This is a genomic window from Sphingobacterium faecale (assembly GCF_016746095.1).
Lineage (GTDB): Bacteria > Bacteroidota > Bacteroidia > Sphingobacteriales > Sphingobacteriaceae > Sphingobacterium > Sphingobacterium faecale.
Window position 1 is genome coordinate 94,334 of record NZ_JAERTY010000001.1, and the last position, 16,757, is coordinate 111,090.

Annotated in this window: 13 protein-coding genes; 8 read left to right on the forward strand and 5 right to left on the reverse strand. The window is 41.5% G+C overall.

Annotation, left to right across the window (positions count from 1 at the left end):
- Positions 1 to 3 precede the first annotated feature (3 nt).
- Together JKG61_RS00320 and JKG61_RS00325 are read left to right on the forward strand one after the other, a co-directional pair.
- Positions 4 to 1,143, forward strand: a complete 1,140-nt coding sequence (locus tag JKG61_RS00320) for a zinc-dependent alcohol dehydrogenase family protein (RefSeq protein WP_202101004.1) — start codon at positions 4 to 6, stop codon at positions 1,141 to 1,143.
- 12 nt (positions 1,144 to 1,155) lie between these two features.
- Entirely contained in the window at positions 1,156 to 2,601 is a 1,446-nt protein-coding gene (locus tag JKG61_RS00325; RefSeq protein WP_202101005.1) for an NAD-dependent succinate-semialdehyde dehydrogenase, read from the forward strand.
- A 218-nt stretch (positions 2,602 to 2,819) separates the two neighbouring features.
- On the opposite strand, the gene JKG61_RS00330 is transcribed toward JKG61_RS00325, so the two are convergent.
- The 5 genes from JKG61_RS00330 to JKG61_RS00350 form a co-directional block, all read right to left on the reverse strand.
- On the reverse strand, positions 2,820 to 3,323 hold the full coding sequence (locus JKG61_RS00330) for a GDYXXLXY domain-containing protein (protein ID WP_202101006.1): 504 nt from the start codon (positions 3,321 to 3,323) through the stop codon (positions 2,820 to 2,822).
- The gene (locus JKG61_RS00335; RefSeq protein ID WP_202101007.1) at positions 3,310 to 4,380 is read right to left on the reverse strand and encodes a DUF4401 domain-containing protein; all 1,071 of its coding nucleotides are present in this window, start codon (positions 4,378 to 4,380) and stop codon (positions 3,310 to 3,312) included. The genes JKG61_RS00330 and JKG61_RS00335 overlap by 14 nt, the downstream gene beginning before the upstream one ends.
- Entirely contained in the window at positions 4,377 to 5,303 is a 927-nt protein-coding gene (locus JKG61_RS00340; protein ID WP_202101008.1) for a DUF2157 domain-containing protein, read from the reverse strand. The genes JKG61_RS00335 and JKG61_RS00340 overlap by 4 nt, the downstream gene beginning before the upstream one ends.
- A gap of 41 nt (positions 5,304 to 5,344) precedes the next feature.
- Positions 5,345 to 5,800 carry a hypothetical protein gene (locus JKG61_RS00345; RefSeq protein ID WP_202101009.1) on the reverse strand — a complete coding sequence of 152 codons (456 nt, stop codon included), beginning with the start codon at positions 5,798 to 5,800 and terminating at the stop codon, positions 5,345 to 5,347.
- Between the two features lie 139 nt (positions 5,801 to 5,939).
- Positions 5,940 to 7,136 carry a PDDEXK nuclease domain-containing protein gene (locus JKG61_RS00350; protein ID WP_202101010.1) on the reverse strand — a complete coding sequence of 399 codons (1,197 nt, stop codon included), beginning with the start codon at positions 7,134 to 7,136 and terminating at the stop codon, positions 5,940 to 5,942.
- A 292-nt stretch (positions 7,137 to 7,428) separates the two neighbouring features.
- Here JKG61_RS00350 and JKG61_RS00355 point away from each other — a divergent pair, with 292 nt between their 5' ends.
- From JKG61_RS00355 to JKG61_RS00380, 6 genes are all read left to right on the forward strand, one after another.
- Entirely contained in the window at positions 7,429 to 7,677 is a 249-nt protein-coding gene (locus JKG61_RS00355) for an aldehyde dehydrogenase family protein (RefSeq protein ID WP_202101011.1), read from the forward strand.
- A gap of 211 nt (positions 7,678 to 7,888) precedes the next feature.
- The gene (locus JKG61_RS00360; protein WP_202101012.1) at positions 7,889 to 8,476 is read left to right on the forward strand and encodes an RNA polymerase sigma factor; all 588 of its coding nucleotides are present in this window, start codon (positions 7,889 to 7,891) and stop codon (positions 8,474 to 8,476) included.
- Between the two features lie 173 nt (positions 8,477 to 8,649).
- On the forward strand, positions 8,650 to 9,681 hold the full coding sequence (locus JKG61_RS00365) for a FecR family protein (protein WP_202101013.1): 1,032 nt from the start codon (positions 8,650 to 8,652) through the stop codon (positions 9,679 to 9,681).
- 16 nt (positions 9,682 to 9,697) lie between these two features.
- On the forward strand, positions 9,698 to 13,270 hold the full coding sequence (locus tag JKG61_RS00370) for a SusC/RagA family TonB-linked outer membrane protein (protein WP_202101014.1): 3,573 nt from the start codon (positions 9,698 to 9,700) through the stop codon (positions 13,268 to 13,270).
- Between the two features lie 25 nt (positions 13,271 to 13,295).
- Positions 13,296 to 14,669, forward strand: a complete 1,374-nt coding sequence (locus JKG61_RS00375; protein WP_202101015.1) for a RagB/SusD family nutrient uptake outer membrane protein — start codon at positions 13,296 to 13,298, stop codon at positions 14,667 to 14,669.
- A gap of 22 nt (positions 14,670 to 14,691) precedes the next feature.
- Positions 14,692 to 16,695 (forward strand): TlpA family protein disulfide reductase, encoded by a 2,004-nt coding sequence (locus tag JKG61_RS00380; RefSeq protein ID WP_202101016.1) that lies wholly within the window; start codon positions 14,692 to 14,694, stop codon positions 16,693 to 16,695.
- Positions 16,696 to 16,757 lie beyond the last annotated feature (62 nt).

Genomic DNA, 16,757 nt, shown 5'->3' on the forward strand with positions numbered 1-16,757 from the left:
ATTATGATGAAAACAAAAGCAGCAGTCCTTCATCAGGTCGGAGGGCATAAGAGACCATATTCCGATTCAAAACCTTTAAAAATAGAGGAAATAGAAATCGGAAAACCAGGTAAAGAAGAAGTAGTCGTGCAGATCAAAGCAGCAGGACTGTGCCATTCCGATCTATCCGTGATCGATGGAAACCGTCCTCGCCCCATGCCTATGGTTTTGGGGCACGAGGCTGCTGGGATTATTGTCGAGTTGGGGCAGGATGTAAAAGGTTTCGAAGTAGGCGATCACGTCGTTTTTGCCTTCTTGCCCTCGTGTGGCCATTGCGAATACTGTATGTCTGGCAGAGCCGCACTTTGTAATCCTGGAGCAAAGGCCAATAACGAAGGTGTCCTGCTCAATGGTGATATTAAAATAAAGAACCAAAACGGCGAAGCTTATCATCACCATCTCGGTGTTTCTGGATTTGCGGGATATGCTGTCGCATCCATTTATTCGCTGGTGAAAATTGATAGATCTTATCCTTTTGAAATAGCTGCCCTTTTTGGTTGTGCGGTGATGACGGGAGTCGGAGCAGTAGTCCATACAGCCCAGGTTCATGTAGGCGAGTCCGTTTTGGTCGTTGGGCTGGGAGGGGTCGGGTTATCGGCTATCCTAGGAGCAAAGGCAGCAGGAGCTTCCAAGATCATTGCAGCAGATGTCAGCCCTTCAAAACTCGATATGGCCAAAGCATTTGGCGCTACCCATACCCTCAACTCTGGGGAGGAAAGAGCACTTGAAGAACTCAAGCAGGAGATAACGACAAGCGGTGTTGATAAATCGGTCGAATTTGCCGGAGCCATGCCCGCCTTGGACTTTGCCTTCAACGCCACGAAAAAAGGAGGTGTCACCGTGACGGGAGCATTACCGCATCCGGATGCCCGTTTGAGTCTGAATCCTCTGACGCTGGTCGGTCAGGAAAAAACCTTGAAAGGTTGTTATCTCGGTAGCTGTGTGCCTTCCATCGATATTCCTAATTTTTTGGAACTCTACAAAAATGGTAATCTTCCCGTTGATAAACTGATCACACATCGCCTAAAACTAGAAGATATCAACGAAGGTTTTGAAAGACTGGCCAGTGGAGAAGCGATCCGGCAAGTCATTATTTTTGATTAAATTCAACCCCCAATGAGTACTTACAAAGAATTGTTATTTGATAGATCCTTCGTCAATGGAGAGTGGACAAATCAGGGAACGGAAAAATTTGATGTTAAAAATCCGTTTGATTTATCCGTTATCGGACAGGTCCATGACGAAGACAGAACCTTTGTCGCCAAAGCCATTGATGTGGCGCATGCAGCTTTCGGATCCTGGAAATCGAAATCAGCCAAAGAGCGGAGCGCCATTCTGCTGAAATGGTTTGACCTTATTCATCAGCACAAAGATGAATTGGCCCGGATTATGACCCTGGAAAGCGGCAAACCCTTGGCTGAAAGCAAAGGCGAAATAGATTATGGCGCAGCTTATATCCAATGGTTCGCCGAAGAAGCCAAGCGCAATTATGGAGATGTTATCCCTGGATTTACAGCGGACAAACGTATTATTACACTCAAAGAGCCCATCGGTGTCGTGGGCGCTATTACCCCCTGGAATTTTCCATTGGCCATGATCACCCGTAAAATTGCACCGGCTCTAGCTGTAGGCTGTACAGTCGTTGTCCGTCCGAGCGAGGAGACTCCATTTACGGCACTTGCGATAAATTATCTAGCGGATCTGGCTGGGTTTCCTAAAGGGGTATACAATACCGTAGTCGGAACAGACCCATCCGAAATGGGAAAAGAGCTATGTGAGAATAAAAAAGTAGCCAAAATATCCTTTACAGGCTCTACAAGAGTGGGTAAGATCCTGATGGCACAAAGTGCAGGCACACTCAAAAAACTGAGCTTGGAACTGGGAGGGAATGCTCCGCTTATCGTTTTCGATGATGCAGATATAGACTTGACAATCAAAGGAGCGTTGGCCGGAAAATTCCGGTTCGCAGGACAGACCTGTGTTTGTGTTAATCGGATTTTAGTGCAGGAAGGGATTCACGATCTCTTTGTCGAAAAATTTACGGCTGCCGTTAAGAAGATGAAACTCGGAAGCGGATTGGATACAGATGTAAATATCGGTCCACTTATCAATCAGAGCGCTATCCGACGGATGGAAGAGATGACACAAGATGCTATCACCAAAGGCGGCAAAGTTTTAACAGGCGGCAAGGCCGTAGCGCCTCAGTTTTTTGAACCCACTATCATCGTTGATGCCAACGAATCCATGGAATTTGCGCAGAATGAAATCTTTGGTCCTATCGCACCGATATTCAGATTCAAAACCGAGCAGGATGCTGTACGAATGGCCAATGATACCGTTTACGGATTGGCGAGTTACTTTTTTACGAACGATCTAAACCGAAGCTGGCGTGTTCGTGAGCAGCTGGAATACGGTATTGTCGGGATCAATGAAGGATTGATTTCTTCCGAAGTTGTTCCTTTTGGAGGAGTCAAAGAATCCGGACAGGGGCGCGAAGGTTCTAAATACGGGCTGGACAGTTATGTAGACATCAAGTACGTCTGTATCGGAGGTGTTCTGTAGTTTGTATTTTAGAAGCACTATATAGAAAAAGGAGGACGAATAGTTCTCCTTTTTATTTTTATCTACCGTTTGTTGTTATTGGTTTTGCTTGATAGAGCCTTTAGGCTAGGTTGAGTTCATTAGTTGTTTTTTGCTGAGATCCGCGACTATTAGTTTTTTAATTAATAAAGCTATGCCGATACTTTTATTATTTATCATCTTAACACAGCGATTATAGCCTAGTACGGCGTTTTATAACCTATCACTATCAGATCCTTGTCATATAGACCGGTCAGAATACTATTGCCTTTATGGTCGACCATTAGCCCACCATATTGTGCCTGCGCATATTTCTCCCCCTGACCTTCTTCAAATAAATAAGATTCGGCTCCGATCTCTAGGGACCATTTGTTTGGTGTGGTGTAAGCGATCAAAAACTCTCCCTGTGCAAGAGGAGTCTTCTCCTGCTGAAAGCGGACGAGGTTGGCTACATTGTCATGACCTAGGCGGACCACACAGTAGCCCCGTCTGGCTATACTGTCCGTATTCGTTTCTGTAGCTATCTTGTAGCGCAGCCGCATATAATCACCCTGCATGAGCGATCGCGGATCAACAGGTGCCAGCTCCAATAAGATCAACTGACCATTCTTGAGGATTTCTTCCTTTTTCACTACGCTAAAGTTGAAATATAGCAGTAGCAACGCAAGGTTGACCAGGATGGTGATGCCACTATATTTTTTCATGATTCGCACGTTTAGAAATAAAGAGATAAAACAATAGAAATACCAACCCGGATCCAAAAAGCATGATAGATTTGGTCAGGAGCGTATATTGCAAGTCATAGTAAAACTTTCCTATAAACCACAGCAATGCAATAATGCCCATTACAAACCCTGTTCTGTAGCGGACACTAAAACACAGGAGGATCAACAGTAGACTGCCCACAATACCAGGATATAGAATTGTAGGAGCCACAACTAGGAGTGTCAGTGCGTATGTCGCGAGTCTGGTGATCCTATCAGACACTCCAAAATCGGATAATAGCTTTGACGAAAGGTAGAGTATGATCAGTGTACAGACTACAGACGTAGACCAACTCCATAAAGCTGATAAATGAAAGAAAAATAAATCCTGGCGCAATAGAAGCAGACCGATTATAAAACATAGGAGTAATCCTGTACGGATTGCGTGAAATGAGAATCCTGTTTTAAAGCTCTTGTGAAGCAATTTAGGCTCTTTTAAGAACATATAGCTCAGTACAATAGCTAACAGTGAAACCTGTATGTGCAGAAAGTCATTGTGTCCCGCCGACTGGATATAACTCAGTATACTTCCATTTAGAATCAATGTCGATACAAAGCTGATGATATAGCTGGGGTTCAGGTATAGACAGAGCAGGGATAATGCTGCCAGACATAAAGAAACATATTGATTATCAATGTTAAATTCAAAGAGCCCATAACCTAGCATGATAAAACCGATACTAAAAGTAGCTACACTCATAGTGTCCCATAGGATCTGTTTGAATTTTTTGCCGATGATCACTCCAATTGTAATCGCCAGAATACCAAGTGCCGATAGTGCTACGTGAGATCTGTAGAGGCCGATCCCTACCAGAAAGCCCCAAAATGCACTGGAAGAAAGTATACCGCCAAAGATAGACAGTATCTTGATGGCCAGGGTCTGCTTAACCTGACGATCCTCGATAGATTGCTCCATGTGGAATGCCTCTAAATTTAATTCCGGATCTAGCGATTGTAGGTAACTGGCCGTTTGCTGTATAATGTTATTTGGCGTCATGACGATTGCTTTTTAGCGAGTTGAATAAGGTTGCGGACGACTAAGGTGACACTGATGATAATAAAAACACCTATCAGTAGCAGCATCCATTCGTCGTTCGATATATCTAAAAGAAAGGTCGATATGATGATAATCAAGCTAAACGGAACTGCTGAGAGATAAAAAGTACTTTTAGTCTGTACGCCATGCCATAAAGCGGCGAGATAGGTCAATATCACCAATGGTGCAAATACCGAAAAATATTCTTTCTCAAAGCTGACTATGCCATTGATCATACCTATGGTGGCAAAGGTCAATGCCGCTAAACCTACCGTATGTATAAAGTAAGCTGGTGCCTGACGCATTTTGGCTAAGACGAAAACAGCTCCGTTACCGAGGTAGAGTATACCGTACATAAGCAATGAGGGCCAGCCGGTGACCTGTTGGCAGTAAAGAATCAAAGTGGTATTGAGCAGTATCATGTACAGCAACCACATCGGTGCAAAGTTTGAGAAGCATACCCATAAGGTGACGAATACCGTCCAGCCTAGAAAAAAATCATAGGCATTGGCGCCGGTCTGATAGATCTGTCCAAAAACAGCGAATAGCACCCCGACCAGCACAGCGCTTCCTGTCAGTATGATCTGCTGGGACTGCGTATTTATCTTAGATAAAAAAGTCAGCGCAGTGAGCGCGATAACCAATAGTTCTACTATACCTATTTTAGCAAATTTGTGTAGGTCAGCCCAATTGTAAGCAAAGAAGAAAATGATTCCAGCCAATGAAAATCCTATTCCCAGTACGAGGAACAGAAGTGTCAAAAATTTTTTCCAACTGTTCGCATCGGGATAGACTCGTTCATTCAGCGCTCGGGTCAGCGTCTCTTCACTGAGAGAGGTCTGCCTCGCGATACTTTCGATATCCTCGCGTTGTATATTATCCATATTTATATTTAAAAATCTTTTCTATAGCTGTGCAAAATGATTTATTGCGCTCTGTAGAGTGTTGCGCTTTTCTTATTCTTATCCAAACGAAACATAATACTGTCATTATCCGAGAATCGTACAAAATAGCGTTCTTCCGAAGGTTTGTAAAAGTTTAGAACATACACCGTGGCATCCTCGTCATCTTCAAAACCTCGTTCATAGTTCACATTCCCTTTCACCACACTTGAACTGTTTTTCTCTTTTTCAATCAGTTCAAAGGTGTCGTTGTTATAAATCGTATCGTTTTTACGGATCGTATTGTTTTTGTAAATAGAAAGCTGGTTCGTTTCATTTTTGTACAGTTCCTGTAGTTTAGAAACTTCCATTTCTGAAGTAACCTTTTTATCCGTTTTATACTGGCAGGCCGCCAATAGCGATAGCGCTATCATTCCAACGATTATTTTTTTTATACTGTTCATCCCGTCTGTGATCCGATCTCCATCCTGTGAAGACAAGCCCACATAGGTCAAGAGAATCGTTTATCTTATTGTTTTGTAGCTTAAAGGTAAGACAGTTTTTATTTGCTATCAACTAAAATGGGGCATGCAGGTCGTATTGGTCAATATCTGCAGAGGTAGGAGAAGTCTGTTTTTTTCATTCCTCTCGACCATAAACGACTCCCTGCTCGCGTAACACGTTGTTTTCCCGTTCGATTTCTGCGACCAGTTCCTCCTCCGATGGCAGTTCGAGTAGGTATTTACTCACGAACAGTTGTTGGTCACTATCTGCTATAGCATATTCGACCAAGGCTTTGTTTTGATTGGTTACTAGCAATAGGCCTACAGGTGGGTTATCATCCTTCTGCATCACTTCCTTTTTGTAGTAATTGACATAAGTCTTTAATTGTCCGATATGCTCATGTTTGGCTTCATTAACCTTGAGCTCCACGAGTACATGACATTTTAATATGCGATGGTAAAATACCAGATCGATAAAGAAATATTCGCCACCGATCAGGATACGCTTTTGTTTGGCTTCAAAACAGAAACCATGGCCCATTTCGAGGAGAAAGCCTTCCAAATGTTCGAGGAGAGATTTTTCCAGATCATTTTCGTAGACGACATCTTTAGCTTTCAGTCCGAGAAATTCAAAAGTAAAAGGAGATTTGATGATGTCTTTCGCTTGAATGGTTTCTGCCGTTTGTTCGACCATCTTTGACAGCATTTCCGGCTTTTTACTTATTTCACTTCTTTCATAATAAAGAGTGTTGATCTGTCTTTTTAACTCACCGACACTCCATGCTTGTTTAATACATTCTAATTCATAAAATGTACGCTTTTCTAAATTTTGAATCGGTAGGAGTTGTACTAGGTGAGTAAATGAAATTTTTACTAAAATTTCAGCAGGATCTATCGTAAAAGTATTCTTTTGGTTGGTGTTTGGTAAAGCTGTTGTGAATTCATCAGTTGACGACTGATGAATTGTATGACGCAGATTATCAGTGTTTTGGAATTGGTCAGTCAGCGACTGACCAATTCGGATTCCTTTTGATCCACTGTTTGCCAGTATTTCTTTAACAGTAGATAATAGGTGTGGGTATGTCACATAAAACTGTCTGCAGAGTTTTAGATTTGTTATGGAAAGGCCTTTTATTTTAATTGATGCGGAGAGTTCAGCCAATAGACTTTCACCATACTTAGCCCGGTCTTCACCGTTCTGCTCGAATTCGACAATGTATAGCCCGATCAACCAGTTACGTAGGGTAAGCGATTGGTTTACTGCTTTTACAGCTGAGAGCTGGAGCTCCTTGTGCGTACTTTGTATACTGTTGACTAGTTTAGTGAATTCCATCAGAATAAATTTTTCAAAAGGTTAATAATTGGTTTCAAATATCTACCTTACACTAAGTTAATGAATAAAAATTTAAACTAAAAATATTAGCATACAAATTATTGACTTAATCCCCATTTTCATACTCCTGTTAAAGATGAAGCTTCTGTCTTGGAGTAAAGACAGGCCTCTTGTAATGTTGAACGCAGTCGATCAAGCATAATGGCAAGATTGCATTTACGGGCCAGTTATTAGGTACATTGATAGTCTTATCTTATTCTACCTTCGAGGGATTTTGTATAGCCGATTGGCCATGCTCACCCGTAAAATTGTACCGGCTCTTGCCGTAGGCTGTACGGTCGTGGTCCATCCGAGCGAGGAGACTCCATTTACGGCACTTGCGATAAATTATCTGGCGGATCTGGCTGGGTTTCCTAAAGGAGTATACAATACCGTAGTCGGAACAGACCCATCCGAAATGGGAAAAGAGCTCTGTGAGAATAAAAAGGTAGCTAAAATATCCTTTACTGGCTCTACAAGAGTGGGTAAGATAAGATCCTGATGTCGCAGAGCGCAGATACACTCAAAAAATGCGATGGAAAATATATTTTCCCTGTTGGTTTGGCGATTTACAATTCACCAGAAAAAAATCTTTAAAGCACATTTTTACCCTTTTGTTTGGAATTTGTTACATTTGGAGCACATGTTTTAGCTAACCGTAGCACTATATCTCCTATTGGAGTGTGATTGCTCAAGAATAATTGTACTGAAAAATGAAAAATGAGTCAGACTGGTGGCACCTGTTTCGATTGGGTGACGAGGCTGCTTTCAAACTTTTGTTTGAGCGCTACAGTCCGCTATTGTTCAATTATGGGTATAAATTTACACAAGAAGAGAGCATCATTGAAGATAGCATCCAAGAGTTTTTTATGAAAATTTGGTACAACCGGGATAGCATCAACGATACACCTTCCGTCAAAAACTATCTTTACAAAGCCTTTAGGCGCACACTTACAGCGCACATTGAGCAGTCCAATAGAAAAAGAAATATTCCAGTAGAAAGTTTACCCTTTGATATTGAATTGCCTCATGATACGCAAGTTATGCGCAAAGAGCGGTTGGAGGAGATCAAGGCCCAGTTGGAAGAAGCTTTACTGAAAATGACAGCACGTCAACGTGAAGTAATCCACTTACGGTTTTTTGAAGAATTATCTTACGAGGAGATCGCGGATATCATGGGATTATCTGTTAAAGACTTATACAAACTGTTTTATCGTGCAATGAATAGTTTGAGGAAGCATGTCGGGGCATTCAACCTATTGGCAATTTTTACACTTTTGGCCGAAGCAAAATCTTCTTAATCGGATCCGATTTTAGTTTTTTATTTTTTGCCTTCGGCGCAAATTCTACTTCTGAAGAAGAATTTTCTTGAACCTATCTTCTTATATTCCATGTTTTTTACAAAAAGATAAAAATAATTTAACAACACTGGGGTAAAATTCCAATTCTCACTGTATATAGATATAAATAGATTATGAAGCACGATTTCTTGTTATACAAAGACTTTAAAGCGGTAGACTTTTTCGAAGATGAAGCCTTCACGTCCTATTATCTTTCGGGAATGAGGGATGATCTTTCATTTTGGAAATCTTTGGTCGACACTTATCCCTATTTAGAACAAGAGATTGATAAGGCGATACAGTGGATTGAGCTGCTGCGAGATCAGCCTCTGCATCAAAGTAAGATAGACAATGAAACACGTTGGAACCGTATACAAGAATCGCTTCCGTTGTATGTACAGGCACAAGACCGGTTATATCGGATTCGTAAGATCCGGAGATGGATAGCCCAAGTTGCTGCGATATTGCTATTAGGCTTCACTATATATGAGGTTGGGCAGCTGGGCACAAAAGAGAACAATACAGGATATGGAGAGCAACGAGAATTACTTTTGCCAGACGCTTCTGTGGTACAGCTCAATAGTAATTCGCGTTTGAAATATGTTAGAGATTGGAAAACAGATAAGCCAAGAGAGGTATGGTTGGATGGAGAAGCTTTGTTCGAAGTAAAGCATACGGCGATCATGAATCGATTGCAGCAGGAGGACTATTTTATCGTTCATGTAGGAAATATTTCGTTAACTGTTTTAGGTACAAAATTTAATGTTAAGGATCGTCGCGAACATATTGAAGTCTCTTTATTTGAAGGTAGCCTTCAGGTTATGGATAAAATGGGGATAAAGCACATATTGAAACCAGGGGAAACTTTTATTTATGATAAAGTAGCCGATACCGAGCAGGTGTTAAACAACAGGAATATACAAGAGGCGCTCTCTTGGACACGCGGTGAGATGGTTGTTGAGCATCAGAACCTATCTGATATTATCGAAGTCCTTGAAGATAATTATGGGTACACTGTTGAACTGAAAGATTCCAGCATATTAAATAAAAGACTTCAGGGAGTAGCTCCACTTACACAAGCTGATGATATTCTTTTTGTAATCCGACACGCCATGCAGTTGGACATGAAGGTCGAAGGCAAGAAAATAACGATTAACTCTAAATAACTAACAAATTAACTTTATGAAACCAAGATTATTTACGCTTTTAGTCTTCTTACTCTATCATGTAGGGGGATATACTCAGCAAAAAGCAAGTGTCGTACAGGCATTGAATGAAGTCACCCGCCTTTACGGAACCCAGTTTGCCTATGAAGAGGGATTACTGAGAGGTATACAGGTGCCCAAATCGACCGTTCCTAAGGACAAAAAGGCGCCTATAGAATCTGTTTTGAAATCCCTTTTATACCCTAGCGGTCTTTTGTTCTTGTACGTTCAGGATAATTATTACACGATAGTTAAGGATAATAAACCTAATTCTCAAGTTCAGGAAGATGACTATTGGCGAACAATAACAGGTGAGGTCAAAGACAGCAAGGGTCAGCCTTTGGTAGGAGCTACCGTTCTTCCTGAGGGATATGCGGTACGAACTGGAGTCACGACTAGTAGCGATGGTCGTTATACGCTGAGGTTGCGCGAGCCAGTAGAGGCATTGGTATTCACCTATATGGGGATGGAGCCACAACGTCGTGTTATCGGAAAAAGCAGACAGATAAATGTGTTTATGGGAGATGCAGTAAATCAATTAGAAGAAGTTGAGGTCGTATCTACAGGTTATCAAAAAATATCGAAGGAAAGAGCGACAGGTTCATTTAGCCAAATTACCGCCAAAGAATTAAAAGAAGTTCCGTCGATAAATATTATGGAACGTATTGAAGGTATGGTGCCCGGCATGCAGATCGATTTACGGAATAATACTATTCAGATTCGAGGAGCCAATAGTTTTGGCACCGATTCGGATCCGTTAGGGAATTCTAAAAAGCCCCTGATCGTGATAGATGGATTTCCGGCCATGGATCAAGATTTGGTCGAGACTAATACAACTTATGCCAACAATTCAATTCTGAACAGGTTCAACCCTGAAGATATTGAAAGTATAACTGTCTTGAAAGATGCGGCGGCAGCTTCTATTTGGGGTAGCCAAGCAGCCAACGGAGTCATTGTAATCGAGACAAAAAAAGGTAAAAATCAACCACCAAGCATATCATTCAGCTCAAGTCTGAGCACATCTGCGCCAGCTGACCTGAGCAAACTGAGCCGTATGTCCAGTAAAGATTATGTTGATCTGGAACGCGAGCTTTTCGATTTAGGCGGTGTGCCTGATCCGAGTGCTTGGCAACCTAGCGAGTGGAGCAAATTCAATCAAAACAAGCCCGTCAGTGAGGCCATGCAATGGTTGTTCAAACAAAAAAACGGTGTGATTGATAACGCTATGTTAGAACAGCAGCTCAACCGATTGGGAACCATAAATAATATAAATCAGATACAGGATAACCTGTTTCAGCATGCGGTAAGTCAGCAATATAATTTGTCCCTATCGGGAGGAAACAGTAGATCCACCTATTTGATATCGATGAATTATTCGGATGACACGCCAGTGTTCAAAAGTAATAAAGGACAGGGGTATTTTATCAATTCCAATTTTACGACCAATTTTTTTGATCAGCGTCTAAATCTTACTACCGGTATTAACTACGTGTATTCTAAAAGCAAAAGCAATCAAGCTGCTGCGAATACTATTGGATCGGGTGAATTTGGATACAGACCTTACGAGCAGTTGAATAATGAAAGCGGGGACTTGGTTAGGCGTTCTCTTCGTTTTACCGATGAGGTAGCCGACGAATTTTATAGGTTAGGTCTGTATGACTGGCGGTATAATCCGATAGAAGAATTACAATATTCTAATTACACGAATGAAGATAACCGGATTCGGTTTAATGCTGCTTTAGATGCTAAATTGACCTCTTGGGCAAAGTTGAATCTGTCTGGTATGTTGCAACGTTCCTTTGAAGTGACCAATAGTTTGGATGAATATGAAAGCTACAGTATGCGCAGCTTTTTGAATGAAGCTGTTGAGATGGATTTTGATACAGGGTTGTTTGAGCGGTCTTTGCCACAAGGTGGGAAACTAGTTTTTCGTGACCAGCGTAATAGTTCTTATAACCTGCGATTACAGGGCAATATTGATAAGACATTTAGCGATTGGATTAGTCTTAATATGATCATTGGAGGGGAGATAGGGTCGCAAACAGGATTGAACTATGGACAGACGAGATACGGGTTCAATGCGGACACTTATTCCTCTGCGGCATTTAATCCCACGACGCCTTACAATACTATTTTTGATTATACAACTACTTTGGGATATTCAGATGGTTCGGTTGGCAAACCTAATGTTCGCAGACTCTCCTATTATACCAATGGTGCTTTAACACTATTCAAAGGGCGTTACATAGTTTCCGGAAGTGCCCGTTTTGATGACCACACATTAGTCGGTATCGATCGCTCGGTGCGTGCTAAGCCACTTTGGTCTTCTGGAGTCAAATGGAATATAAAATCAGAGCACTTTATGCAGGATCAAAACTGGTTAAATGCCTTAAGCCTTCGCTTTACATATGGTGTTGGTGGTACGATTCCTACGGGTTCATCCAATGTAACAATAATGGATATTCAGCCCCGTGACAGTGAGACAGGAGAGATTACTGCCAAAATTGCGTCTCCTGGTAATCCTAGAGTAGGATGGGAGAAAGTATATACACAGAACTACGGGCTTGATTTTAGTGTCCTGAGTAGCCGGTTGAACGTTACTTTTGATTACTACAGAAAACATACCAAAGACATCTTATATAGCTTCCCTGTGAATCCTACGATCGGTTGGTCAAATTTGACCTTCAACGGAGGCGAGATGGAGGGAAGTGGTATAGACTTGGGGATATCCGGACAGTTGGTTCGCAAGAAAGATTTTTCTTGGCAGAGTACATTTAATTTCGCCTATAATACAAACAAGGTTACTGATTCCAGGTTTGACTATACCGACATTAACCGAGTTATAGGGCGTAGTCCCAGGACAGGTATGCCTTTAGATTATCTATACACCTATCGTTCCGAGGGGTTGGATGAGAAGGGACAGACATTGATTGGCAGGAACGATGGAGTAATAGTGAGCAGTACCAACACGAATGCTGAAACAGGAGAAAACTTAGGCCGCTTGCCATTTAAGATAGAAGATCTAGTGTATGCAGGGCGCATGTCTGCCCCTTATTTCGGTGGTTTGATGAATACTCTGAGGTATAAAGCTTTCCAGTTTGATGTAAGGTTGAGCTATAACATGGGACATGTGGTCAAAAAAGAAACTATTGTCAATTACCCAACTTGGCAAGGTTACAGCGGATTCTTGGACACGCACACCGATTTATTGTATAGATGGCAAGCCAGTGGCGATGAAGCGACTACGATTGTCCCAGGTATCGCGAATATTAATCAGAATAGTTTCAATAGATTTCGGGAGAGCGATCGCATGATTATCAATGGAAGTCATATCCGTTTACAACAGATTTCGCTGAAATACATTTTCCCAAATGAGCTGTTGAAAAATCTCCCCATAAAGAGTCTGAGTGTTAATGCTACAGTGCGCAACCTAGGTATTATTTGGCGAGCTAATGACCAAGGTATAGATCCAATGTATTATCGCACACGTACTTATAACAGTCTTCCGCCGACAAAGAATTATTTCTTTAGTCTGAATGCCTCTTTTTAGTTCTTCACATATAATACGAAAGAAAATGAAAATAAATTATATAACAGTGATTTTCCCTCTTTTGCTTCTTGGTAGTTTCAGTTCATGTAGAGATTATGTAGAGGTAGACCAGTACAATAGACGTGAGTTAAAATATACGGATGATTTTCAATATCTACTCAATAATGAAAGCATTTTCGGACCGGCTTATAGTCTGCCAGTATTATCGAGTGACGATTTGGTTATTTCCGAAGGAGCCTATCAAAACAATATTACAGAGTCTGTTTATTGGCCCTATACTTGGGCTCAGGAATACTTTCCGGATGATCTGCAAGATGCGAACTGGAATAAATTGTATGAGCAGATTAACACAGCCAATGAAATTATAGCAACGGTCATGCAAAGCCAGAAAGGAGGAGACCGCCAAAAGAGACAAATTTTGGCAGAAGCAAAAGTACAGCGAGCTTATAGCTATTTTCTTCTGGTCAATCAGTATGGCGGGATCTATAATCCTGAAACAGCATCGTCTACCATTGGAGTACCATTTTTGTTGAAACCGGAGTTGTTTTCCAGTTTGCAGAGAGCAACCTTGGAGATAATCTACAATCAGATTTTGACCGATCTCAATGAATCAATCGCTGACCTGCCCGAACGGGCAGAAAATAATAGACATCCGGATAAGGCAGCCGTTCATGCCGTATTGGCAACCGTACATTTGTATATGCGTAGCTTTGATCAGGCTGGTGTCCATGCCGATGAAGCAATGAAAGGGAATCGTATACTTTTTGACTTATCTGATTATGTAGGTAAAGAAAATCAAGTATACCCTAAAAGGATAGAAAGCAAAGAAATATTTCTGTCTAAACGGACTGTCCAACAATACAATGAACAGCTCAATCCTGAACTGTTGGGCCTTTTCAATACCAATGACCTTCGTTTGTCGACATATACTAAAGTATCTCAAAATAGCTTGATGCCTGCTGGAGCTCTGCTTTCTCGAAAGAATGAGATCACTGGCGAAAGACCCAATACGGTCGAGGTGGGACCTTCTCTTCCAGAGATTATGTTGATAAAAGCGGAGGTGTTAGCTAGAAATGGACAATTTGATCAATCTATGGAGATGGTCAATCTATTAAGGAAGTCCAGGTTCCATGCAGGAGACTTTGAACCGCTTATCGCAGGAGATGCTGACGAAGCGCTTATAAAAGTCATTGAAGAGCGCCGTAGAGAACTATTTGCCACAGGCAAACGCTGGTTTGATCAAAGGAGGTTGAATTTGGACTCTAAATTGGCAAGAGCTTACACAAGAACATTCAAAGGGGAGACATTCACGCTAGAGATAAATAGCAATAGGTTTATTTATCCTGTTGCCAGTTATTATCTCGGATTGAATCCCGAAATAGGGCAGAGCCCAAGATAATAAAACCTAAATATATCATACAATGAAGAAAATAGTTTTAGCCGTATTCTTACTTTTTGGGATTGCCTTGCAAGCGCAAGAACAGCCTTACAGTAGCAATGTTTTTCCGATTCAGCCTGCGAAGGTTGGGCATCCCCTACGTATACTTTATGATGCCAAAGGAGGAGATTTAGAATTTAGCGACGAAGTGTCCGTCGCTGTTTATCGGTTTCATCAGGATATATGGAAAGTAGAACAGTTTTCCATGAAATCCGTGGGTAATAAACAGTGGGAATACCTGTATCCCGTTTCGGACTCCACACTTTTTGTCGGAGTTAAGTTCTTTCAAGGGGATCTTTACAGTCCGGACATTGTAGATAATAACAAGAATAAAGGTTACGGTCTACGGATCAGCGATCACAAAAGAAAAGCGCAGAAGGGAAGCTATCTTGCAGAGGCTTCGTTTATTGTGCCTACGTTAGCCAAAGGTGCGATCATCAACTACTACGATGAAAAGCTCACTTTAGATAAATCTTATTTGTCAAGTATCGTTAAGGAAGAAGAAAAGCTGTCAGGAAAGACTATTTCATCAAAATATAAATTGTACTTGGGCGCTCAGCGTCTGCTTTTGAACGATCAGGAATTGACACCTGTAGCAGAGAAGGTCGTGGATCAATTGTTGTCCAACAGGTCCATATCTGCTGACGATCTGGGTGATATGCAGCTGTTTTTACAACATCAGATTAAGCAGGATAGGTTAGCAGAGCAGGTAGGCAAGCGTATTACCGAACAATATCCAAAAAGTTCGACTGCACGCTTTGTTGCTTATAGCAATATTCGCACTGCAGGTTCATTACAGGACGTCATTGCTTCTTATGAAGAGTTTTTAAAAAAGTATCCTATCTCCGAATGGTATGAAAATCCAGATAACAAAGGTTTTATCTATTATGCTGTGTACAGAGGTATCGGGTCAGCCTACTTCGATAACAAACAGTTCGACAAATTTCAGGCGCTGTTCAAGGATATTGACTTCCGGACTTCCAACGAGTTGTTGCGATGGAATGTCATGCGGGCTTATATGTTTAATACAGTAGGAAAAGACTCGCTTTATCATATTGCCGAGCCTCTTATTCAGATGCTTATCTCCAAAAAGGGCGATGGTTCTTATAGGAGCGACTTTATGAACAAACAAGCCGCCGATTCTAATATGAACAATCAAATGGATGATCGCTTGTTTACGCATATTTCCCTATTGAATGATTTGGGGCGTTACGAAGAAGCGCGCAGGTATTTCTTGGAGTTATCGGACAAAGGGAAGTATGGCAATGCCGAGCTCAATGATATTAACTTAAATGTGCTCGAAAAGCTTGGTGCGCAGAATGAGATTCTACCTTTACTGGAGATGAGCATCAAAGCTAATTCCGTGACACCACGTATGTTTGATGTGGTCAAGTCGCTGTATCAGAAAAGCCATTCCGGAAGTTTAGAAGGCTATGATTTATACCTGGCCGGGTTACAGTCTGTTGAACAGCGAGCTGAGTTAGAAGCATATGTTAATGAGCATCTTAATGTTAACTATCCCATTCCAGATTTTTCTATGGAGAATGCCGATGGAGGCTATATAGATCAAGATAATATCAAAGATAAGATCGTGGTCATGGATTTTTGGGCTACCTGGTGTCGTCCGTGTATCATGGCATTCCCAGGGATGCAATTGCTCGTAGACAAATATGCCAACGATCCTCAGGTAGCGATCTATATGGTAGGTACGATGCAGACAGGCGATTACCGTACCAAGTCCGTTAATTTTGTGCGCGGAGAGGGGTATCGGTTTACACTGTTGCATGATGCCGAGAATGAAGTAAATGGGCAGCAAGATAAGCTATTCAAATCTTTGGTTACACCAATATTCAAGGACTCGTCTATTCCACGTAAGATCGTAGTTAAAAATGGTGTTATCCGTTATTCTTCAGGAGGATATTCCGGTAGTCCGAGCAAGCTAATGGATGAGCTTTCACTGGTTATCGAAAAGCTGAAGAGTGAATAGTTTATCCCCCTTTTACCCAGGTACTAATAAGAATTTTTGAGATTATAAATTATAACAGATAG